We start from the raw sequence: 20,537 nt of genomic DNA on the forward strand, positions 1-20,537 counted from the left end.
ACTCTCACTCCCTACTTAAATGTTTTGTTCATTGAAACGAACTAATTGCTCTTTATAATAAGAATCATCCGGATACTGTTCGATTAATTCACTTAATGCTTTTTCATAAAGATCGATATTGACATAGTCATTCACATCAATGTCGTCAACATTTTCTACATAGCCAATTTCCTTCATTTGTTCCCACATTTGAACGACTTTTTCTTTACTAGGATCTGAAGAATAATGGGAATGTGATTCATTAACAATTTTATTAATTACCTCTTCATCAACATTCATATATTCTTTCGCAGCGGTAATGGCAGCTTCAGGATCTTCAATTTTTTTACGCTCTGCACGGATTATTGCTTTTAAAAATCGCTTATAAGCTTCGCCATCGTCTTCAGCCAATAATTCTGAACGAGTTACAACACGGCAGCAAACATGACCTTCCTGTAAGTCATTGCTCCAAGCAACTGCTTCTAGCCCCATCTCAACACCCTGTGCATAAAATGAGTTGGCAGATACGGCAACATCCACTTTCCCGGATGCTACAGCTTCAAGCAGCATACTACCTGTTTTAAATTCGATTATTTCCAAGTCTGTTTTCCAGTCAATACCTGCATCTTCAAGCGCTGATCGGAACACTATATCCGAAGTGAAAATTCGGATTGTACCTACTTTTTTTCCTTTATAGCTTTCAAGAGATGTATACTGTCCGGCATTTTCCTTTTTCGTTAAAATCGGATGACCGCCTTCCAAATGTCCTCCAATAATCGAAAAATCGGAGCCATTGGCGATAAATGTTAAGGGACCTGCAGTACCAAATGTTAAGCCAACATCAATTTTCCCAGCCTGCAAAGCATTTAGCCCATCTGCTGAATTCGCAAAGCCTACCCGATTCACCTCGATGTTTTCCTCTTCAAAATAACCTTCCTGGTGGGCTATATCGACTAACACTCCACCCGCAGATTGACTTAATCCAACAGTAATTTCATAATCATTCGACGCCTTGCCTTGTGAAATTTGCTTTTCATCCCCGCAGGCACCAAGTATCCCTGCCGTTATTGCTAAAGATGCCAGCCATTTCAGTTTACTTTTTTGCATTATCCATCCTCCTAAATTCCTGCTCCATCAGTTATTTCTGTTTTTAAACTGTTAATGATTTGCTCATTCATTTCGTTTAATAATGATTCCCGGAATGCCCGGAATTGCGGGTCCTCAAAGAGTTTTTGACGATTTGTTCCTTTTTTCTGAACCGGTACTTCGATGCTTTTTGTAACTGCACCGTTTTTTCCAGGGGCAAAAATGATAATTCTGTCCGCTAAGTAAATCGCTTCATCGACATCATGTGTTACAAAAACTACTGTGCGCTTTTGCTCAGCACTAATTTGAACGATTAAATCCTGAAGCTTTATACGGGTTACCGGATCCAGTGCCCCGAATGGTTCATCCATTAACAGTAAATCTGATCCGAAACTTAAAGCTCTTGCAATAGCTGCACGCTGCTTCATGCCGCCTGACATTTGACCAGGATATTTTTTAATGGCATGCCCTAAATTAACGAGTGTTAAATATTGTTCTGCAATATGCGCGAGCTCTTTTTTCGGCATTTTCTTATTGCGCTGTTTTAAGGCAAGCATGACATTGGATTGTGCAGTCAACCAAGGGAATAACGAGTAATCCTGAAATACTACACCACAATCTGGGTGCGTTTGCCTCACTGATTTTTCATCAATTACAATGTCACCGTCGGAAAACGGCTCCAGGCCAGCAATCATCCGAAGTAATGTGCTCTTCCCGCATCCGGAAGGTCCCATAAATACAAGGAATTCACCTTCTTTTACTTCGAGCTGAATATTATTGAGAATTTTTGTCTTATCATCATAGCTAAAATCAATATTATGCACTTTAATTTTTGTTTTCTTCTGAGTCTGTTCCAAAATTGGTAATTCCGGTTCTTGAACTGTGCGCTCTAATAGTTGAACCATTAAATCACTCTCCCAGTAAAAATTTTTTACCTAATGCTTGAAGCGATGTATCAACTGGAACATGCAATGTCATCGTTCGAAGGTTGCGCCAATAGCGATCAAATCCATAATGACTCGCTGTAGACCGGCTTCCCATCACTTCAAATATTTTGGAAGTAATATCTAACCCAACCTGCGTAGTAAATATTTTCGCTGTCTGTAGGGCATTATCCAGCTCACTTCGGTCGTTTGCTGTTATCGTTTCAGGATGATCCCATAGCTGCTGCAGTAATTGATCCGCTTTTTTTACAACCAAATTCGCTGCTTCAATCTGTACATAAAACTGTCCGTAGTGATGTTGAATGATTGGATCTTCAATTGCAGAAGTCTGTGTCATTGTACGCGGTCTTGTTTGTTCTCTTGTATAAGAAAGCGCTGATTTCAATGCACCTTCTGCAATACCAAGATACACATGGTTTAATACAAATGTTGCAATATTTAGGCGGAGCTGCGAAAACTCGCTTGCATAAAAACCGCGTTGCAATACTTCTGAGGGAAGCACTTCCACCTGCTGAAATTGTATGGACCCACTATCAGTTTGCCGTTGCCCCATATTATCCCAGTCTCCATTTATTTCTACACCTATCCGATTACTCGGAATAACGGCCAACAAAGGTTCATTTTGGCCATCCAGTAAAGCCGATACTAATAAAATATCCGAATCGACACTGCCTGAACAAAATGTTTTAATCCCGTTTAATACATAACCAGTCGGAGTTCTTACAGCTTTTAGCTTAATATCTACTGGATTGAAAGCATTTCCCCAAAAGTAATTATGCTTAGCTGTCTCTCTGTAAAAGTGATCCTTTTGCTGCGTAGTTCCACATAAATGCGGTGTAACTAGATTAATAAAATGGTAACCAAACACATGTGCAAGCGAGCTATCTACACGGGCGAAAGTTCTTATAACATTAAATACATCATGCCAATTACCACCTAAACCACCGTATTCAGTCGGAATTATAAGTTTTAAAAGCCCGCTTTCTCGTATTAAATCCCGCTCGTGCTTTGCATTACCCCCATCTTTATCCCGCTTCACTGCAGTTTTCGCAAACTGAGCGGCGAGTTGAAGGGCTATCTCTTCAAAGTGTGCAACTGCTGTCATCATACCTGCTCCTTTAAATAAGTAATAGAATTTTCTTGCAATTCAGTAATCTTAATTCGTAAGTTTACAGAGGCATTTACCCAAAGTCAATAGCGAATTTAAACAATTCATACAGGAATAATATGTTTTTAGCGAATCAGCGTATTAAAACGCTTTACTATGTAATTTTTAACAGTTTTTTAATTTTAATGGTGCTTTGAAATTTACAAGGTAAATTATGAGGGTAAGAAAACGCGAACTAAATTATAAGGAAGCTTGGAAATCAGCCAAAAATAGATTTCCATTCTGGAGCTGTGCCCGGGGAAAGCGTCGGTCCCGGAATGGAAATCAACGGTTCAAGGATAAAGTACAAACCTTTAACAGTGTAATTGTGTAATCTCATATTTAGAGGATAATTTTTAAAAAATACCGATAACTAAAAAGATGAAAGTTAGAATTGCCCCGATAACTGCGCCAATTATATGAACAGTAAATGCACCTAAATTATAAAAATTTCCGATAATGAAATAGCCGATAGTAAATTGAATTGGATAGGAACTGAATTTAAGATTTAAGAATGTTGAATCCTTGAAATGTAAAATGAAAATACAAATAATCAATGCATAAATTCCTGGTGAAGCACCGTTTCCGTCCGTATAGGATATAAGCATCGAATAAATAATGTAAGTACCGATATTACTAATCAAATAAATAAGTAAAAAACTCAAAGGACCAATTTTATCTTCTAAAATTAATCCAACGAAGTAAATACCAAAAACATTTGCTAACAAATGCAACATATTTTTATGGAAAAATGATACTGTTACAATTCGATACCATTCATTTTGTTGCATCACATCAAAGCTTTTGCCGCTTCCATGTTGAAAAAGAAGTCCTTTAAATACGAGCCTATCTAAAACAAATATTGAAATATACAGAAAGGCAAGTGCCAAAGAAACGATTGGCATATTCCCGTTATTCATCACTATAATTTACTCTCCCTTGGCCTACCATACAGCTAAAAAATCTGTCAGTATTTCTCGATTTTAATTGTCATTTTTGTTTTTTCTTCGCTAGTGAATCGAATTTTCAACTATTTTTTGAATTACCGTCCCGTCAATATTTGCATCCTTCGGGAAACCAACCGATATTGTATATTCACCGGCACCACCATCTAACAACATCATTGCTAGTGAATCACTTTTAAGTTCTGTTTGCTCTGTAATGGCTACTATTATTGCAATTCAGAAAATAATTTTTCCTTAGAAACTACTACTTACTGCTCGCTTTCTATTACCTCGATATTATTACATCCAACTAACAAGGCTGAACAAAAAATAATACCCGATAGGATGGCCTTTTTCATCATTTCTAAATTCCCCTTTCAATTATTATTTAATATTGGTCTGTTGTTGCTCCTAATGTAGCACCGCGCATCATGGACTCACCAAATTCATTAACAGCCATTTTAAAAATAAGCGGACGATTTCCCCTTATTTGAAAAAATGTGCTCGTTTCACTGAAAATAAGGGTAGAAATTCCGCTTATGTACACTAAAACCCGTAAATTTCATGTTGATCTTAGTCAATAGACGGAATTCCTCCGTTTATTTTCATGTTTTTTTAATTTTTTTGCTTAATAAGCGGAATTTCTCCGTCTATTTTGCTCGTTAGTTCTTTTAGAGTAAAAAGCTCAACTAATTTCTTAACAGTCTCAGCAGCTGTAAACCGTCAGACGGAAATCCACTATAGCCTCGTATCCACTGAGGATAAGTAATAGGGATAATCGTGAATAAAAATTGGGAAAAATTCAAAACTGTTGTCGCCCATAAGAGTGAATGTAAATCCCCTTGAGAAGTATTAAGCGCGAACAATAAACATATGAGGGTAACTAGCAATGACATGGCTGGACCACCAATTAAAGAAATAACGCGTTGTTGATTGTTCAGTTCATTTCCCCAGTAACAATAACCTTTATAGGACCAAATAATATGAAAATGAAGTCTACCTATTCTAAAATTTTCTCTATTTTTCTCATTTGTATTTCCTAGATAAATATATGCGTGACACTTTGAAGTAAAGATGACTCCGAGTCCATGCCCTATTTCATGCAATAGAACTGTAAGTGGCCATATTACTAAATAAAAAAGTAGAAATATTAACAAATCATTCTCCCTTTCTCTTAAATAATACTTTCCTACTTATTGCACTAGCCTGCACCCTTACTTTATAGTTTAAATATTAACATAAATATCCATTTTTCTTGTGAGGTATTTTTTGGAGAATATCTGTGGAATAAAGGCGCATCAAATACTACTTTGACAACGAAGAATACGAGGGGGGATTTTAATTGAAGTACTTTATAAGATTTTTAGTTGCACTTGCTATATGTGGAGCTGTTTGGATAGTTCATCCTGCAAGAGAACAAGTAAGAGAATTAGAAAAAGACATTAGTTATCAATACTTAAGTGCAAACCGTTTACTGGGAAATACGGTTGAAGAACTCCTCGAATGGGATTTTAGTCAACCTTTAACTAATGGTGATAGAGAGTATATACAAGGGCTATATTTGGAGATGATGTATTTAACAAGTTTACTTTTTAATGGTAATGTTGTGCATTTTGAATGGGAACAGCGAATGTATGATATTCAATCTCATATCCATCTTTACATGTTGGATTCTTCACTTTCAGAGGAGGATGTTGCTGATTTAGAACAGGCGTTACAGGCAACTCGATTTATTACTAAAGATTTTCAAGACGTAAGGTTTCCTGATTATGGAGCTATGCATGATGAAAAACATAAAATGGTGGAAAAAATAAAAAAACGCTTAGAAACACAATATTAATGCACAAAATAACTCTAACTTTTCGAATCGAAGTTTAAGAACACTTAAAAAAGTCACGAAATGCTGTTTCACCAGCGTTTCGTGACTTTCCTGTTTCTGTTATGTAATCCCTGTTACTGCATTACGTTAAAATAAAAATAAATATTATAGAATGCTGGGACAAGCAGCGCAAAAGCGAGCGATAATACAGCTCCCCACTTGTTATAATTTAATAGTTGCTCGTTGCCGCTTCTCATATGCTGTAAAAAAGAAAGCCTAAAATATAGACAACTTATTAAGAAAATCGGCGTCACAAAGGATATCCATATTGCTGAATTAAATTGATTTACCATTTCCATAAAATCACCTCATTTTCCAGTATACTGTAAGAAGCACTAAATGTGACTACAAAATAAAAAAGCGCACACCTTTTCTTGGATGTCGGTAAATCACTTTGAAAAAAACTGAATACATTGAAGGGAACAAATTATTTTATGATAAAATAGAGATATAAGAAGTCGGTTTGCTCATCAAACGGAGTCAGATTTGTAGGAGTCTTTTTAATAGAACGAAAGTCAAATTTCACCAGGAGGTGCTCATTTGGAATCGAATAAACGATACACTTGGAAGAGCTATGTCTTTTTAATCACAAGTGTTTTAAGCGCAGTATTTATGCTTTTATTGGACCTGATTGGGACTGCGACAGATGAAAAATTCACAGGGGCTTGGCTTTTGTTAATAATATTGAGCTTGGTCGTTTCAGTGGTAATAGGTATCATTGCCTTATTCTCAAAATCGGAAGGGAAAATCATCCCTATAATAGCAAGTGTTTTGACTGTAATTAACGTGAGCATAGTGGGTTTTTTCCTATGGTTCGGTGCTAATTTTGCAACTAGTTTATAACGGACGCAATTGTTAAAGAAGTCACTATAATAGAATATGGCAAGTAAAAACGCACAGACAACATTGTGCGTTTTTTAATCCTGTTTATACTGTTAATTAAGGCGTGAAATGTATGTTGATAGGGGGTGGTAATTGTAGTGCATTTCAGCATTTTCTCCCCATCAAACGAACCCGTTAACCTTTTCATGATGTGCAAGCCAAAATAATGCTAATTTGATTTCAAAAAACTCGGATCCATATAGGCTGGATTTGGGTATTTGTAGAAGCCTTCACCTGTTGAAATGCCCATTTTGCCTTGATCAATCATTTCACGTTTAATTTTGTCGGCAACAAATTTTGCAGCCGGGTCATGCTCTGCACGCATTAAATTCAGGTTATAGGGTGTTTCCATTCCAACGATATCATAAATTGCAAATGGTCCACGTGGTGAGCCCGTTGAAATCATCCAGTTTTTATCGATAGTCTGCGGATCAGCAATATCCTTCACCCAAAGCTCCATTGCTGCCGATAAAAATGGAACAAGTAAAGTGTTCAAAATGTATCCAGGCTGCTCTTTTTTCAGCATAAACGGAATCATGCCGATTGAGCGAGCGAATTCTGCCACCTGCTCCACGTACTTTGCATCTGTTCCTGGGTGTCCCATTATTTCTGCTGTATTGTTCTGCCAAATGGAGTTGGCAAAGTGCAAAGCGAGAAATTTTTCAGAACGACCTGTATACGCTGCAAATTGACTTGGCAATAAGGTAGAAGAGTTTGAAGCAAATACTGTTTTCTCGGGCGCTACTTTCCCAAGATTTTCATAAAAACTCTGTTTAATTTCTATGCGTTCTGGTACTGCTTCCACTACGATGTCCGCCTCTTTCGTTGCCTCTGCTAAATCTGTGAAAAAGTTCAAACTGCTAAATGCTTCTTCAGCACGGCTAGTATCATTAAAAAACTCACCATATGTTGTTTTTAATGTTGCCATACGCCCTTTTGCTGCTTCAATCGCTTCCGAATTTATATCATAAACACATACATTAAATCCGAAAAATGCGGTCTGAAATGCTATTTGACTCCCTAAAACACCACTACCTGCAATCGTTACATTTTTAAAATGCATGCGAACCTCTCCCTCTATAAATGTTGATATATCAATGCCTTACACCTTCTGTCAAAGATTTTTAATATACTGTAGACTTCTCCATTTAGGTTTTCCAAGAATACGTTAACTATCCACTTATTCATTTCCAGTTTCAATTAGTTTTATAAGCTTGGTTTGTTTTAGGTGCTATTTATACTTGATAATTTGTTATATATCTTTTTGAATAAAAAAAGGAAACTCTTAGGATAAATCTAAGAGCTTCCGCTATATAAAGATTATTTTTCCACACCAGAAATTTTCTTTCATTAAATGTTGTTTTACATACTTAAACAATTTTTTAATATTTGAGGGACTGGCAAGCTAGAAAAACATATATAACCATTCTCTAGGAAGAAAAGCGGTTACTATTGTAATAATAATAAAGTACATAATTAAAAAATGTGACAAATAATCTCGATTCAATTTTAAATAAAATGATTTATAATAATCAAATGCGAGGAGACTTCGAATGATACTATATATTATTGTATAAATATATGACAAATAATAGGATGATATAATCGAATCCTGATACTCTTCAGGAAACCTAAAAATTAATACTTCAATCGAATCATAAAATAGCATAGAAAACAAAAAAGCTATTGTAATCGGTATTGAAAATGTTGTTAAGCTCATTACACGTGTTGTTTTCCAATCAGTTATCTTTTCTTTAAATGATGGAGTACTTTGACGCCTAATGCAGAAAATTATAACCCACATTAGAAAAGTAAATATTGGAATAACTAATTTATAAGATAATTGATCGGTAATTTTCAACCCAAATTTTGGAGTTTCAAAAAGAAATATACTATGAATTATGCCTATTCTAAAAAATATGTAAATAAAAAATATGTAATCAAATATTAAATACCATTTCCCTTTTGAATAATATTTTTCTCCCTTTACTAAAGAAATTGATCGCCTATTCATTTTACAATTCTCCCCCTTTGAGAAAGATGATAGTAATATGGTATTATATGACAGAACACCCATACCATAGTTGAAATAATTTGATAATAGTCATTTTAAAAGGACAAGTTAATATCATACGTCTGCATCAGAAAGTAACAACATCAGTATAGCTAAGGACGAGTATGAATTAGCTTATCAATATATATTAGTCGGAAATCATTCAAATGAAATTGGTTTATTTATTTAATGCCTTATTTCAATAATTATAAATTTTACTTTTGAGGATTATTATAGTCTTTTTACTAACAGAAATGATCCTTAAAGCGAATGGACAGAAATATATAGATAGACAGAAATGTTTATTTATAAGGGGGAGTTTTTTGAAAAAAAATGTATTTAATCTCGGTTTCTTCATACTTTTTGGCTTTGCAGTTTTTTTATTTCACTTTAAACTGCCGACTTCCATTATGGAATCGCTTCCTGCGGCTATTGCCGGTGAAGAATTTGAAGATGCTGCACTCTTTGAAAGAGAAACAATTAATTTAAACCAAGAACAAAATAAGCAGCTACTTGAGCTACTTGACGAAGAAAATTATCGAAAAAAATTAATTCCTAACTTGCCAAATACTAAAAAAGAAATTGTTTTTGACCTGTATCTTACAGGGGCCGATCGTTCATTTTTTCTATATATTGATTCAATAAAGGAAGTCATTCTTATTGAAAATAATGGGAGGCTTGAACCATTTACTATTATAGATGCTCGTGACCTATTAGCCTTTGTGGAAAGTTTAAAATAACGGTGGGGGTTGTCAATCAGTGTGACAACCCCTAATTTCCAAATGAATTATTGAATAACCACATGCAAAAGTTCAGTGAATAGAAAATCTTCATAGTCATCATAAATAAAGGTCCATGGCATTGAAGTATGTGGAGGAATATTCAGTTTTGGAATGGTGAATGCTTTTGCAAAAACACCCTTAGCTGTTGTGCAGGTAACTTCTCTATTTTGAAAATTTAGCACTTCTTCACTTCGATTATGAATGAGTACTGTTAGGAGCAGCTGCTGCCGATGATTTAATGCTTTTCGTACGAAGCAGCACGAAATCTCCTCCGTGTCTTCATCTTTAGATTGATGAAATAATTGTTCGATACTGAGGCGGTCTTGTTTTGCAATCGTTTTATCCCATGCCGCTTCAAATTGTAGTTTTTGTACGATAATAACCTCTCCTTCCCGTTTTTTCAGCAAATAAGCTAGAATACAACCATTCTTACAACATCCGTGTTACAGTAGAGTAGAATCTTAAAAGATAGAAGGCGAAAAAATGATTGAAATAAAAAATTCCCCAATTAGTGAGGGAGAATATACTCGCGGTGTTTTTGCGCAAGAAGCAATACCGGAAGGCACTTTATTCCACCAGGCTCCTGTCCTAAGTTACCCGAATGAGCAGCATAAACATATTGAAAAAACAAGTCTTGCAGATTATGCATTTGAGTTCGGTGTAGGCCGATCTGCGATATTATTAGGCTACGGGATGTTATTTAATCATTCTTATACGCCAAATGCTACGTATGAAATAAACTTTGAAAATGAAACATTCGATTTTTTTGCCTACAAAGATATTAAAGCCGGCGAAGAAATTTTTATTAATTATAATGGTGATATCGATGATAATGATCCATTATGGTTTAATAAAGAAGAAGAATAAGCATGGTATCGAGAACTGTCTAAAGGTAACTTTAAACAGTTCTTTTTTCAATTTTCTTTAAAAAATCTAAAATATCTTCTGCTAGCAAATCACGTTCTTTTCCTAATGAAATAAGATGTCCACTATTTTTATATAGCTTTTTACAGACAATATTTCCGTTAACCTTCTGTTCGATTAAATCAATACTCTTATGAAATACCGCTTCATCCAACCCGCCCTTTGCCAAAAACAACGGCTGCTTCATCGCGTATACTTCCTTTCCGGACTGGACGATAAATTGCTGAAAAGCAATGAATTTTTCGATAGGTCTTGGAAAGTGTTCACTCATAAACTCCTGAATTTCCTGTTCCGTGTTTCCATTATTTTTTAAATACCGCTTTGAAAAATGGGCAGCCCTTTTTTCTAGCTCTGCCGCTGGACGTTCCAATATAGGCGAGGAAATAATGCATACTGCTTTAATTTGCGGAAATTCGTTGGCCAAGCGAATACTTAACACACCACCTAAAGACTGACCAATCAAATAGATTGTTTCATATTTTTGCTCAATTAGATACTTAACAGCCTCTATACTGCCGGCTGCTACTTTTTCAATGGAACTTGCAAATAGATGCTCAGGTGTAGCACCGTGTCCTGCCAGGTTTGGTGCATAGCATGTATAGCCTTCCTCATGAAGCTCTTTTGCTAAATACTGCATTTCCTTCGCATTACTTGTATAACTATGTAAAAGTAAAACCGCTTTTTCGTTGCCCCGTAAAAAGATATTTTCAACCAACTGCATCGTAATCTCCTTTATGAATAGTCCAAATTATTATAGCATAGCACCCATCTATTACTTATCTTATTTGGATTAATAGGTTTTCAAAACCGAAATGATGAAAATGTTTCATGTTTCAGCTACAATGATGGGTGAGTGAAAAAAACTTGAAAGGAGAATCATTATAATATGAAAACAATATTATTATCGATTCTAGCTGCACTAGTTTTATTCGTTCCAAATGCTGCAGCACATACTTATTTGGATACGACAAAACCGGAAAATGGCGAAGTTGTTGTAGAACCGCTGCAATCTATTTCGCTTACATATGCCGGTAAAATTGAACAAGGTAGCACATTTAAAGTCATTACAGCTAATGGCGAGCAAATGGAAACTAGCAATATGACTTTAGTAGATGGTGTGTTAACTGGTAGTTTTGATAACCCTTTACCGAATGGTGATTATACAGTTCAGTGGAACAGTATAAGTGAAGACGGACATCCATTATCAGGAGAGTTTTCTTTTACTGTCAATGCACCTGAAACAGAGGAAGCTGAAGAGAACGTTGAGCAGGCTGAAGTAGAAGATTCGGCACAAGTTGATGTATCTGAATCTGAACCCGTAAGTGTAGAGGATGATAAAAATAATATGCCGTTGCTGGTCGTTGGCGGAATGTTACTTGCTATTATTTTCATTAGTATAATCATACTTTTAGCACGGAAAAAGACTAAATGATAGCTATAACGATTTTTAGCCAATTTCTGCTCTATATAGGCTTATCGATTTTAATGGGGACATTTATTCTAAGCTGTATCCCCACTTCGTTACGTCCGCAAGTTTATATTTCAAAAAAATGGTTAATAATCAGTACGATTGCTTTACCTATTGTATCGTTTGTTCCTAATTTACAATTACTTACAATATTGACGCCGCAATTCGGATTTTTCGACTCAATATGGATGCTCCTATCAAAATTTAAAGTCGGACATTCATGGCTTGCCATTGTTGGCTTCACGATTATTTTACTATTAATCGTTCGAATGTATGTAAAACATGAGTCGAAGCTTAGTGCTGTTATGGGAATTTTAGTCCTTATCGCGATTATGGCTGCGATTGGCTATATTAGTCACGCAGGGTCGATGTCAGGCATTGTTGGTTCCATTTTCGACTTTGTTCATTTGCTTGCTGTAAGTGTTTGGCTCGGTATTTTAATCATGATTAGCTTCTTCTCAAAAGACGCGGCAAATTGGGAAGCTTATTTAAAATGGTTTTCACCGGTCGCACTTGTGTCTCTTACAGCAATTGCATTAAGTGGTGTGATGATGACTGAAGCGATTGTTCCTGGCTATATAACAAGCTGGTCAAGCAATTACGGGCAATTTTTATTTATTAAACATGCATTGCTTGTACCCCTTACCGTAATCATTTTGGCCAATGCGCTATTAATTAAACTGAATATAAAAAAGCCGTTATTTGAGCCTCGTACGTGGGTCATAATGGAGACTACTTTATTGATCATTATTTTGTTCATTACAGCGCTATTCAGTGAACAACAGCCACCAAGCTTTACTGTACAGGAAATTTCACCATTTTTTGAGCTTTTTTATAGTAGCTCGGTTGAGACAGGTATGCGGGCATATTTGCAAATGACTGGAATCGGCTTAGGCTTTTTCTTACTTACCGTCCTATTTATTGGGCTGGTCATTGTAAGCTATATTAAACAGCTTCCTATTATAATTTCAGCAGCTATGACTTTCGCTGTTGGTTTATGTTTTTATATGGGCTTTATGTCGATTGTGTTTTTTAATTGATTTACAACTGAAATATATATGGCAATATCGAAATGTGCTAGGATAATCCCCACAACTTCAAAAACCGTACAAATTTTACGATGAGTAAAGTTTGTACGGTTTTATTATTGTGTCTCCTTAGTAGCCGTTGTTCTCCGTTACGGCGGACGCTTTCCTGGGGGCACGAGGCCAACACGATGTTGGTCACAAAAGCGTTGCCACAGGACGTGGCGTTTTTAGCTTTTGTTCCCTGCGCTCTCCCTCGTGCTCCTGCGGTTACTCGTCGCATAAATAAGTGCTCCTGCGATTACTCGTCGCAAAAAAATTTTGCTTGTCCCCTGGGAGTCGCCGCCTTCTCTCCGAACAACTTCATTTCTTCTATAAAAAATAAATCTATGAACATTTCAAGCATAAAAAAAGGACATTCTTTGTAGAAATTTGAGTATCTCACTACTAAATTCTAACGAAAGAAATGTCCCTATTTTATCTAGTTCACTATTCTTAAGCAAACTTCTTATTGCGCATATAGCGAATGAGCGATGCAATAATTAATATGATCGTTAATGCGATCGTTCCGTATTGCATTGTAGTGTCGTCTGTTTTGACAGCAATACCGATTAATGCCCAAACAATTACTAATACAAAGAAAATATCATGGGAAAGCGCGACTGCCAAATAGCCGAGGATGACTGCAACTGCTACAAGTACAAGAGAACCGGCTACTTCCGAAATACCAAGGTCCACATTGTAATATTTTAATACATAGCTCATATTAGCAATGGTTGCTACTGAAATCCATGCTAAATAAAATGAAAATGGAAAACGTTCTGATAGGCCTTTTTCTGTATTTTTATACTGTAAATATATCGTGATGAGTGTGAACAGTAATAAAAACATGATGATTATAGATAAAATAAATTGCTCATAATGCCAGCTAAATAACCAAGCAATGTTAAATATACAGCTTATAATAAATAAAAATCCTACTTTTGATTTAAAACGGTTTTCTTTCACTTTTTTGTAAATGGCAATTAACCAAATTACTAATAATAGATAAATAAGCGACCAAATCGAAAATACATAGCCGGCTGGTGTAAAGAGTACATCTAGCCTATTCGAAATTTCAGCTGCTGTCACCCCGTTTAATGGTAGTGTATTGGATAATGCATTGACGACAATTACGGCAATCAAGGCAATCCACATGACAATATATAACCCCATAAAGTCTCACCCTTTTTCTATAAGATTAGGTATCCATACCCTACCTATTAAAAAAGTATGCGACCGTTCCAGGCATTATAAATAAACCCCATCTAAAATATAAAAAATCGATTAAATGCCTAAGTAGCAATTAATCGATTCTTTAGGATTTACTGTTTTTCTAATGCAAGTTTCATGCCAAATCCGATCAACACAGCACCAGTTAAACCTTCAATAGCTGATTGTGTAGCTGGTTTTTTCATAAAATTACGTATTTTGTTTAATAAGAATACATAAACAGCAAACCATACAAACGTGAGTACAATATAAATAATACCCATAGTTAAGAAAGGCCAAAATGGCTCACTGCCAGCTGATAAAAATTGCGGTAAAAATGTTAGGAAAAATACCGCCACCTTAGGATTTGTAATATTCGTTACCAACCCTTGCCTAAAATAGGAATTCCCCTTTGCTTCGATAGTCGGAACTTCATCGATCTCTGTTTTTTTCACACGCATAGCAAGCAATGTTTTTATCCCCAAATAGCATAGATAAGCCGCACCCACATACTTTAACACTGTAAATGCTACGGCAGATTTAACGATAAGGGCTGATAATCCGGCAACCGCAGCAATCGTATGAACGGTTAAGCCTACACATGATCCGAGCATCGTCTGAAAGCCGCCCTTTTGTCCATTAACAATTGTATTTTTCGTTACAATGGCTGTATCAGGTCCAGGCAAAATAATCAACAGCACACATGCAATAATAAAGAATACGATATTCTCCATTTCCTCACCTTCGTTTTCTAAATTTTTAGTTATTTTAACATAATTAAGACGAAGGAAGCTACATACATTTTATTTTTGTTGGCTCATCACTATAGCATATAAAGGAATATTTTACCGTTGTTTAAATGATGTAGATTATTTTTAGGATAAATAAGGGAACGTTTTACCGTTATTTTAAATAAAATCATGAAATTCCATTTTTTTTAGGTCACTAAGGGAAATCTATTCCCTTATTTTTACTATTTTTTATGTTATTTTCGAAATAACGGAAATTCATTCCTCTATTTATCTCATTAGGCAATTTATTTATTTGTTAGTAAGCTGATTTTGTCAGCAGCTTGATCTATTATGACATCTGCTTTTACCTGACCATTATAGGAAATATACATTACGGCATTTTCTTTTACGAAAATAAATTCTTTAACTTTATCTCCTTCATGAATTAACAGTTGATCAAATTTTTCATGTGTTGTTTCTGTAAAAATCTTTTTATCATTGCTTTCATTATTACTTTCTTTTATTAAATCTTTAACTAAAGGATCTACAAGGAATTGAAAACGTAGCTGATAAATATTTGAGTATATTATTGGTGTGTAACTGTTATAGGGATCAGTCCATTCCCCCGTTTTTTCTTCACCATTCTCTACAGTCTCATATATGACTGGGGCAAAAGCACTCCAATTAACGCTAACATAGTTTCCCCATTCCTTTCTTACTAAATGTGGATTATTTTCAATCGACTCCAGTCTGACAATCGGTAATGAATTCTCCTCTTTCGGTAACGTCAAATGATCTATTTTAGTTATTTGGTAAATCGGGATAATCAGAGCAAATATTGTAATCGCTATATTAAATATATAGGTAATCTTATTATATAAAAAAGAGAGTTCCCAAGGCTTATGGTGATCAATCAATTCACCTTCTATAAACTTTTTACGTACTCGAGTAATTCCCCACCAGCTTTTAAAAGCAGATATTATATATAATGAATTAATTACAGCTAAAATTAATGTAACTTCTAAGCCCCCGTCAATTAAAAGCAATATTTTAGTATTATCAAGGAACCAAAATCTGTATAATATAAAAAGTATTAATGCTACCCCTCCTACTGTTACAAGTAGATTCAGCAGCATTTTTCTCTGAAGTGATTTTAATACAGCGATATATTCTACCGAATGGACTTCTACCTCTTTCGTCTTTCTTTCAGTCGGGGCTGAAAAAATATGGAAGTATCGGTCACTCGCTATATAATCCCAGCCATTTTCCTTATATAAATCGATTTTGTCATTTGAAATATATTTGTCCTTCGACAGTTCCAATCGGTATTCCATTTGCTTTCGTTCGCCTTTTTTAAACTTAGCAAAATGGGTACCAATATCATATATATGGAGGCCTTGTTCGGACATATCCGAAAACCAACTCTCATGTTCTCCAACTTTCCAAAAATCAGCAGGTCTTAACTTGCGTACAGTTTTCGTCATTCTTTCAACCTCCTTCTTCTGAATCTGTTCTACTTAAATAATTGACCGATTACTTTAGGTATCATCTGTATCATTTCAACAATTGAAAATGAATTCTCGACTTTATCCAACTTTTCTTCGGAATGATCTTTAAAAGGCAGTGGCTTAACTGTATCGCCCTGTATTGGTTCATAATCATCCTGAAACTGAATTCGAATCGATTTTGCTTCGTTCATATCGGCTTTATCCATTACTTGAAAGTGAATGTGCGCTTCCGACGAATTGCCCGAATTTCCACATTGACCAAGCAGTTGCCCTTCTTTTACTGTATCCCCGGGTTTTACAACGATTGAATCTTTCTTAAAATGAGCAATCATACTGTACTCCTTATTAGGGTGGGCAATGACAATATAATTTCCTGCAGCGTTCGCTTCATCCATTTCCCCAGGTACATTATCTTTTATGTCTGAGACAACTGTTATTACTTCCCCTTCATATGGAGCTACAACATCTGCATTAAATGCATAGTAATTAGCATTCAATGTCGGTGAATCCATATAGCTTCTGCCATCTTTCATGATAATTAGATCATAGGCATAGCGCTGCTGTTCATATGGATAGTGGTAATTGACGAATTCATTCGTACCGCCCCAAAATACAAACCATTCCTGTTCAATGGGCATACGATATTTATTTTTCGTAAGTTTCTGATCCGTTTCGGGAAATGTAACATATGGCTTTAAATAAAGACTTTGAATGACATTTTCCACATCAAATGCAACGACGATTGCTTTTTTCTTCTGATTATCCAGCCAGACAAATTGAGTGATGTCATCGTATTGAAATTGTTGGGCAATTTCATAATATGTTACACCTTTATTGTATTCCTTCCCAACTTCAATAAAATCTTCAACAGATATTAAGGTGTGGAAATCTGCAGTAGCAGCATTATAGATCTTTTTAAATTCATTATTGATAAAATATGTACCAAACGAAAGTGGATCCTGAATAGACATAACAATCCCTCCTAAAGGTTTTACTATATATACGGCTCAAGGTCCGAATTCGTTTCAAAATAATATTAAGATCCTAGATCAATAAAAAGTGTTAGTTATATTAAATTAACATTAAACCGTTGATTTCCATTCCGGGACCGATGCTTTCCCCGGGCACGGCTCCAGCTAACTAAATTATGCCTACAACGGCAGGCACAATTTAGTGGATCTTCCGCGCGTGCGGTTCCCGGTGGAGTCACGGTCCCTCCATTCCAATCAACTTATTCGTCGCTTTAAATAAAGTGAGCACGATATCTACAATGACGAGTAATAAAATCAATAAACGTGAACAACTGTTCCTGCTAAGCATCTAGATGAAATTTATAATAAAAAGGCAAGAGGTTTCTCGAAATCTTTTGTCGAAAATCTGTATTAGATATTATCTTTTTTAGCAAGCACTTCTATTTTTTGTGCGACATTTTCTATTAGATGATCAACGTCCGCATAACCGTAATACCGCACGTACATGACTACTTTCCCTTTAGCAGCGACTATTTGTTTCTTTCCTTCCTCTTCATATACGAGTAATTCATCTAGTGTGGCATGATCTATTTCTACGTACGAATCAATTTCCTCTTCATACGAATTCCACTTAATAAGATCGGCTACTAATGGAGCTGCAAAAGCTTGAAAAGTGAGTTCATAAACTTCCGATGAGATACTAGGTGAATATGGGCCGCTTTCATCTAACCACGTCTTCCCCTCTACGATACCACTTTCATCTACCTCATACTGCACAGGTGCAAAAATCCCCCAATTCGTCGAGTAGCGGTTTGCCCAATCCACTTCATCGATATAATATTCATCACGTTTAAGCAATGGATTCTGTTCAATATCAGCCAAACGGACAATTGGTAAGCCTATATCCTCTTGTGGCAGAGTATAAGTATCCATCTTTATTAATTGCATCACTGGCAATATAGTACTGACAAGCGCAACTACAATAAATATAAACGGGAATACAGAATTTTTATGCAAACTATTTTGCCATGGGGCATGATGGTTTATTGCTTTTCCTTCCTTTAAATCTCTTTTTAGTGAACGGATTGCCCTTGCTGCACCTATGGAGTAATACACATAGAAAAGAAGGATGATACTCATGATACTTTGCTGAATAATATGACCTTCTACTAGTCGTAAAACAGGTGTTCCATCCAAAAACCAAGTAGCGCTCAGCAGACCGAATGATAATGGTACTATCAATGACATTGCGATTAAATTAACGAGAAGAATCTTGCTTAGGCGCTGTAACGTATAAGCCTGTTCTGCCGGGTCTGTATGAATTTCCGGTGCATTGCTCTCTTCCGGCGATGAGAAAACATGAAAATATTGATAGCTTGTTACATGTTCCCAGCCATTCTCTTCATACAAATCTATTTGTTCATACGAAATGGATTTTTTCTTCGTTACTTCCATACGATATTCAATCCGCTTCGGCTCCCCTTTTTTAAAATGAATAAAATAAGTCCCAATTTTATGAAGATGCAGCCCCTTTAAAGACATATCGGAGAAATAGCTTTCATGCTCCCCGATACGCCAGTATTCAGATGGTCGAATTTTACGTACAATTTTACTCATCGTTTCCCTCCTCTAAAATGCGGCTGTCATAAATTAAAGATTTCAGTCTCTCGTACTCCACACGTAATGCCTGCTCGCCCTCTTTCGTAATTTCATACGTTTTTCTTCGTCCATCATCCTTTGCCAGAACAATTAAACCGTCCTTTTGCATACGTGAAAGAACTCCGTATAATGTGCCTGGCCCCATTTTTAACCGTCCGCGCGATACATCTGTAATTGATTGCATTAATTGGTATCCGTGGTTTGGACGTATTAACGCTAATAAGACGTAATACATTGCCTCTGTCATCGGTCCACCATTATAGGACATATTAATCCCTCCCCGTTATTATGTGTCGCGATATATCGTATAACATAATAGTAAAGTATGCAGAAATATTTGTAAACTTTATTTTTAATTGTAACTTTCAGGGGGGTAACTCCGTCTAACAATTATGGAGGGATTATTATATGAAAAAAATAATGTTACTCGTTTTATCACTGACTATTACATCAACGCTACTTTTTGGTTGCCAAACAAATGAAAGCAATACAATAAACAGTAGTGAAAATAAACCTAAACAGCAGTCCGAGGTAGAAGAGATTCCAACAATAAAAATCGATGGGGAAATTAAAGAAGTTAGTATTTCAAAAACGAAGGGAAGCAACAAAATCGTTCTTGAAGATAGTAGTTCTATTGAGACGTTAAAAACTATAATTATGAGGGGTATAAAAGTAAATGGCATAGCGGATATGACTAATCCAGAATATTATATGAACATTATTTATGAGAATGGAAATGTACAATATTTTCATCTATGGATACATGAAAAAGGTGAAACAAGTACTTTGATGAACACCGAAGATACCCATACAGCTTATACAGTTGGGAAAGAAATGACGGAAAAATTAATTGAGTTTATTAAATAGCATACTTTCATGCTAAAATTCCAAGTAAAAAAGCTCAGATTTACTCTCTGAGCATTTTTACTGTTAAACTAATACATCAATTAATTTAAAAAGAATTAAGTGCTGCTTTTCATAACCTTATTAGCACCTAAGATAATTAACATGATTAACATAACAGAAAAGACTAAAGCCCATATACTTCCTTCTCCGAACAATGCAGTTAATACCACATCAAACGTAGGAACCCCCATCGCATACAGTAATGGCACTCCTAAAATTGTTGCAGTAATACCGATTACAAAATAGAATAAAAGATTTCTTTTCTTTCCATTCACAATTTTCACCCCCCTTGTAAAACTAATTTAACATATAATTACAAATTATTAGTTAATTATTCCGATTAATGGACATTCTCTTATTAACACAATAATCCCAAAACCATTTCCCACTTCTTTTAG

General features: G+C 35.5%; 22 protein-coding genes. 7 read left to right on the top strand and 15 right to left on the bottom strand.

Annotated elements, in window-relative coordinates; genetic code table 11:
- Positions 1-15: 15 nt before the first annotated feature.
- From MHH95_RS13640 to MHH95_RS13655, 4 genes are all read right to left on the bottom strand, one after another.
- Positions 16-1,086 (bottom strand): ABC transporter substrate-binding protein, encoded by a 1,071-nt coding sequence (locus MHH95_RS13640; RefSeq protein ID WP_191704491.1) that lies wholly within the window; start codon positions 1,084-1,086, stop codon positions 16-18.
- 11 nt (positions 1,087-1,097) lie between these two features.
- The gene (locus tag MHH95_RS13645) at positions 1,098-1,970 is read right to left on the bottom strand and encodes an ABC transporter ATP-binding protein (RefSeq protein WP_340728026.1); all 873 of its coding nucleotides are present in this window, start codon (positions 1,968-1,970) and stop codon (positions 1,098-1,100) included.
- Between the two features lie 4 nt (positions 1,971-1,974).
- On the bottom strand, positions 1,975-3,114 hold the full coding sequence (locus tag MHH95_RS13650) for an acyl-CoA dehydrogenase family protein (RefSeq protein WP_340728027.1): 1,140 nt from the start codon (positions 3,112-3,114) through the stop codon (positions 1,975-1,977).
- Between the two features lie 398 nt (positions 3,115-3,512).
- Complete coding sequence (locus MHH95_RS13655; protein WP_340728769.1) at positions 3,513-4,076, bottom strand: rhomboid family intramembrane serine protease; 564 nt, start codon at positions 4,074-4,076, stop codon at positions 3,513-3,515.
- 1,366 nt (positions 4,077-5,442) lie between these two features.
- On the opposite strand from MHH95_RS13655, the gene MHH95_RS13660 reads away from it, so the two are divergent.
- Positions 5,443-5,940, top strand: coding sequence for a hypothetical protein (locus MHH95_RS13660; protein ID WP_340728028.1), 498 nt, complete (start codon positions 5,443-5,445; stop codon positions 5,938-5,940).
- 113 nt (positions 5,941-6,053) lie between these two features.
- Here the strand turns inward: MHH95_RS13660 and MHH95_RS13665 are convergent, their stop codons facing one another.
- On the bottom strand, positions 6,054-6,278 hold the full coding sequence (locus MHH95_RS13665; protein WP_340728029.1) for a hypothetical protein: 225 nt from the start codon (positions 6,276-6,278) through the stop codon (positions 6,054-6,056).
- A 241-nt stretch (positions 6,279-6,519) separates the two neighbouring features.
- On the opposite strand from MHH95_RS13665, the gene MHH95_RS13670 reads away from it, so the two are divergent.
- On the top strand, positions 6,520-6,822 hold the full coding sequence (locus tag MHH95_RS13670) for a hypothetical protein (protein WP_340728030.1): 303 nt from the start codon (positions 6,520-6,522) through the stop codon (positions 6,820-6,822).
- A gap of 208 nt (positions 6,823-7,030) precedes the next feature.
- Here MHH95_RS13670 and MHH95_RS13675 read toward each other — a convergent pair whose 3' ends face one another.
- On the bottom strand, positions 7,031-7,924 hold the full coding sequence (locus MHH95_RS13675; protein WP_340728031.1) for a 3-hydroxyacyl-CoA dehydrogenase: 894 nt from the start codon (positions 7,922-7,924) through the stop codon (positions 7,031-7,033).
- A 1,313-nt stretch (positions 7,925-9,237) separates the two neighbouring features.
- Between MHH95_RS13675 and MHH95_RS13680 the strand changes: the two genes are divergently transcribed.
- Positions 9,238-9,654, top strand: coding sequence for a hypothetical protein (locus MHH95_RS13680; protein WP_340728032.1), 417 nt, complete (start codon positions 9,238-9,240; stop codon positions 9,652-9,654).
- Between the two features lie 47 nt (positions 9,655-9,701).
- Here MHH95_RS13680 and MHH95_RS13685 read toward each other — a convergent pair whose 3' ends face one another.
- Positions 9,702-10,103, bottom strand: a complete 402-nt coding sequence (locus MHH95_RS13685; RefSeq protein ID WP_340728033.1) for an SLAP domain-containing protein — start codon at positions 10,101-10,103, stop codon at positions 9,702-9,704.
- A gap of 76 nt (positions 10,104-10,179) precedes the next feature.
- On the opposite strand from MHH95_RS13685, the gene MHH95_RS13690 reads away from it, so the two are divergent.
- The gene (locus MHH95_RS13690; protein WP_191698852.1) at positions 10,180-10,563 is read left to right on the top strand and encodes an SET domain-containing protein; all 384 of its coding nucleotides are present in this window, start codon (positions 10,180-10,182) and stop codon (positions 10,561-10,563) included.
- A gap of 31 nt (positions 10,564-10,594) precedes the next feature.
- Here the strand turns inward: MHH95_RS13690 and MHH95_RS13695 are convergent, their stop codons facing one another.
- Positions 10,595-11,341 carry an alpha/beta hydrolase gene (locus MHH95_RS13695; protein ID WP_340728034.1) on the bottom strand — a complete coding sequence of 249 codons (747 nt, stop codon included), beginning with the start codon at positions 11,339-11,341 and terminating at the stop codon, positions 10,595-10,597.
- A 165-nt stretch (positions 11,342-11,506) separates the two neighbouring features.
- Between MHH95_RS13695 and MHH95_RS13700 the strand changes: the two genes are divergently transcribed.
- Complete coding sequence (locus MHH95_RS13700) at positions 11,507-12,052, top strand: copper resistance CopC family protein (RefSeq protein ID WP_191698850.1); 546 nt, start codon at positions 11,507-11,509, stop codon at positions 12,050-12,052.
- On the top strand, positions 12,049-13,128 hold the full coding sequence (locus MHH95_RS13705) for a copper resistance D family protein (protein ID WP_340728035.1): 1,080 nt from the start codon (positions 12,049-12,051) through the stop codon (positions 13,126-13,128). The genes MHH95_RS13700 and MHH95_RS13705 overlap by 4 nt, the downstream gene beginning before the upstream one ends.
- A gap of 480 nt (positions 13,129-13,608) precedes the next feature.
- On the opposite strand, the gene MHH95_RS13710 is transcribed toward MHH95_RS13705, so the two are convergent.
- The 6 genes from MHH95_RS13710 to MHH95_RS13735 all read right to left on the bottom strand — a co-directional run bounded on the left by MHH95_RS13710 (position 13,609) and on the right by MHH95_RS13735 (position 19,501).
- A complete protein-coding gene (locus MHH95_RS13710; RefSeq protein WP_340728036.1) occupies positions 13,609-14,328 on the bottom strand; it encodes a TspO/MBR family protein in 720 nt (239 codons plus the stop codon).
- Positions 14,329-14,477: 149 nt separating this feature from the next.
- Positions 14,478-15,098 carry a LysE family translocator gene (locus MHH95_RS13715; protein WP_340728037.1) on the bottom strand — a complete coding sequence of 207 codons (621 nt, stop codon included), beginning with the start codon at positions 15,096-15,098 and terminating at the stop codon, positions 14,478-14,480.
- Between the two features lie 302 nt (positions 15,099-15,400).
- Positions 15,401-16,579, bottom strand: a complete 1,179-nt coding sequence (locus tag MHH95_RS13720; protein WP_340728038.1) for a DUF2812 domain-containing protein — start codon at positions 16,577-16,579, stop codon at positions 15,401-15,403.
- 29 nt (positions 16,580-16,608) lie between these two features.
- Positions 16,609-17,574 carry a M23 family metallopeptidase gene (locus tag MHH95_RS13725; RefSeq protein WP_340728039.1) on the bottom strand — a complete coding sequence of 322 codons (966 nt, stop codon included), beginning with the start codon at positions 17,572-17,574 and terminating at the stop codon, positions 16,609-16,611.
- Between the two features lie 411 nt (positions 17,575-17,985).
- Positions 17,986-19,191: a DUF2812 domain-containing protein gene (locus MHH95_RS13730; protein ID WP_340728040.1), complete on the bottom strand. Its 1,206-nt coding sequence runs from the start codon at positions 19,189-19,191 to the stop codon at positions 17,986-17,988.
- The gene (locus tag MHH95_RS13735; RefSeq protein ID WP_191698843.1) at positions 19,184-19,501 is read right to left on the bottom strand and encodes a PadR family transcriptional regulator; all 318 of its coding nucleotides are present in this window, start codon (positions 19,499-19,501) and stop codon (positions 19,184-19,186) included. Before MHH95_RS13735 ends, MHH95_RS13730 begins: the two co-directional genes overlap by 8 nt.
- 140 nt (positions 19,502-19,641) lie before the next feature.
- Here MHH95_RS13735 and MHH95_RS13740 point away from each other — a divergent pair, with 140 nt between their 5' ends.
- On the top strand, positions 19,642-20,100 hold the full coding sequence (locus tag MHH95_RS13740) for a hypothetical protein (protein WP_340728041.1): 459 nt from the start codon (positions 19,642-19,644) through the stop codon (positions 20,098-20,100).
- A gap of 95 nt (positions 20,101-20,195) precedes the next feature.
- Here the strand turns inward: MHH95_RS13740 and MHH95_RS13745 are convergent, their stop codons facing one another.
- A complete protein-coding gene (locus MHH95_RS13745) occupies positions 20,196-20,423 on the bottom strand; it encodes a hypothetical protein (RefSeq protein ID WP_340728042.1) in 228 nt (75 codons plus the stop codon).
- Positions 20,424-20,537: the final 114 nt, after the last annotated feature.

Source organism: Solibacillus sp. FSL K6-4121 (assembly GCF_038002585.1).
In the GTDB taxonomy this organism is placed as follows: Bacteria; Bacillota; Bacilli; order Bacillales_A; family Planococcaceae; genus Solibacillus; species Solibacillus faecavium.

Coding starts and splice junctions, on each gene's coding strand:
- MHH95_RS13665 (WP_340728029.1), bottom strand. CDS start 6,278: ATGGAAATGGTAAATCAATTTAATTCAGCAATATGGATATCCTTTGTG.
- MHH95_RS13705 (WP_340728035.1), top strand. CDS start 12,049: ATGATAGCTATAACGATTTTTAGCCAATTTCTGCTCTATATAGGCTTA.
- MHH95_RS13740 (WP_340728041.1), top strand. CDS start 19,642: ATGAAAAAAATAATGTTACTCGTTTTATCACTGACTATTACATCAACG.
- MHH95_RS13715 (WP_340728037.1), bottom strand. CDS start 15,098: ATGGAGAATATCGTATTCTTTATTATTGCATGTGTGCTGTTGATTATT.
- MHH95_RS13735 (WP_191698843.1), bottom strand. CDS start 19,501: ATGTCCTATAATGGTGGACCGATGACAGAGGCAATGTATTACGTCTTA.
- MHH95_RS13640 (WP_191704491.1), bottom strand. CDS start 1,086: ATGCAAAAAAGTAAACTGAAATGGCTGGCATCTTTAGCAATAACGGCA.
- MHH95_RS13645 (WP_340728026.1), bottom strand. CDS start 1,970: ATGGTTCAACTATTAGAGCGCACAGTTCAAGAACCGGAATTACCAATT.
- MHH95_RS13700 (WP_191698850.1), top strand. CDS start 11,507: ATGAAAACAATATTATTATCGATTCTAGCTGCACTAGTTTTATTCGTT.
- MHH95_RS13725 (WP_340728039.1), bottom strand. CDS start 17,574: ATGTCTATTCAGGATCCACTTTCGTTTGGTACATATTTTATCAATAAT.
- MHH95_RS13710 (WP_340728036.1), bottom strand. CDS start 14,328: ATGGGGTTATATATTGTCATGTGGATTGCCTTGATTGCCGTAATTGTC.
- MHH95_RS13675 (WP_340728031.1), bottom strand. CDS start 7,924: ATGCATTTTAAAAATGTAACGATTGCAGGTAGTGGTGTTTTAGGGAGT.
- MHH95_RS13690 (WP_191698852.1), top strand. CDS start 10,180: ATGATTGAAATAAAAAATTCCCCAATTAGTGAGGGAGAATATACTCGC.
- MHH95_RS13720 (WP_340728038.1), bottom strand. CDS start 16,579: ATGACGAAAACTGTACGCAAGTTAAGACCTGCTGATTTTTGGAAAGTT.
- MHH95_RS13695 (WP_340728034.1), bottom strand. CDS start 11,341: ATGCAGTTGGTTGAAAATATCTTTTTACGGGGCAACGAAAAAGCGGTT.
- MHH95_RS13655 (WP_340728769.1), bottom strand. CDS start 4,076: ATGAATAACGGGAATATGCCAATCGTTTCTTTGGCACTTGCCTTTCTG.
- MHH95_RS13650 (WP_340728027.1), bottom strand. CDS start 3,114: ATGACAGCAGTTGCACACTTTGAAGAGATAGCCCTTCAACTCGCCGCT.
- MHH95_RS13730 (WP_340728040.1), bottom strand. CDS start 19,191: ATGAGTAAAATTGTACGTAAAATTCGACCATCTGAATACTGGCGTATC.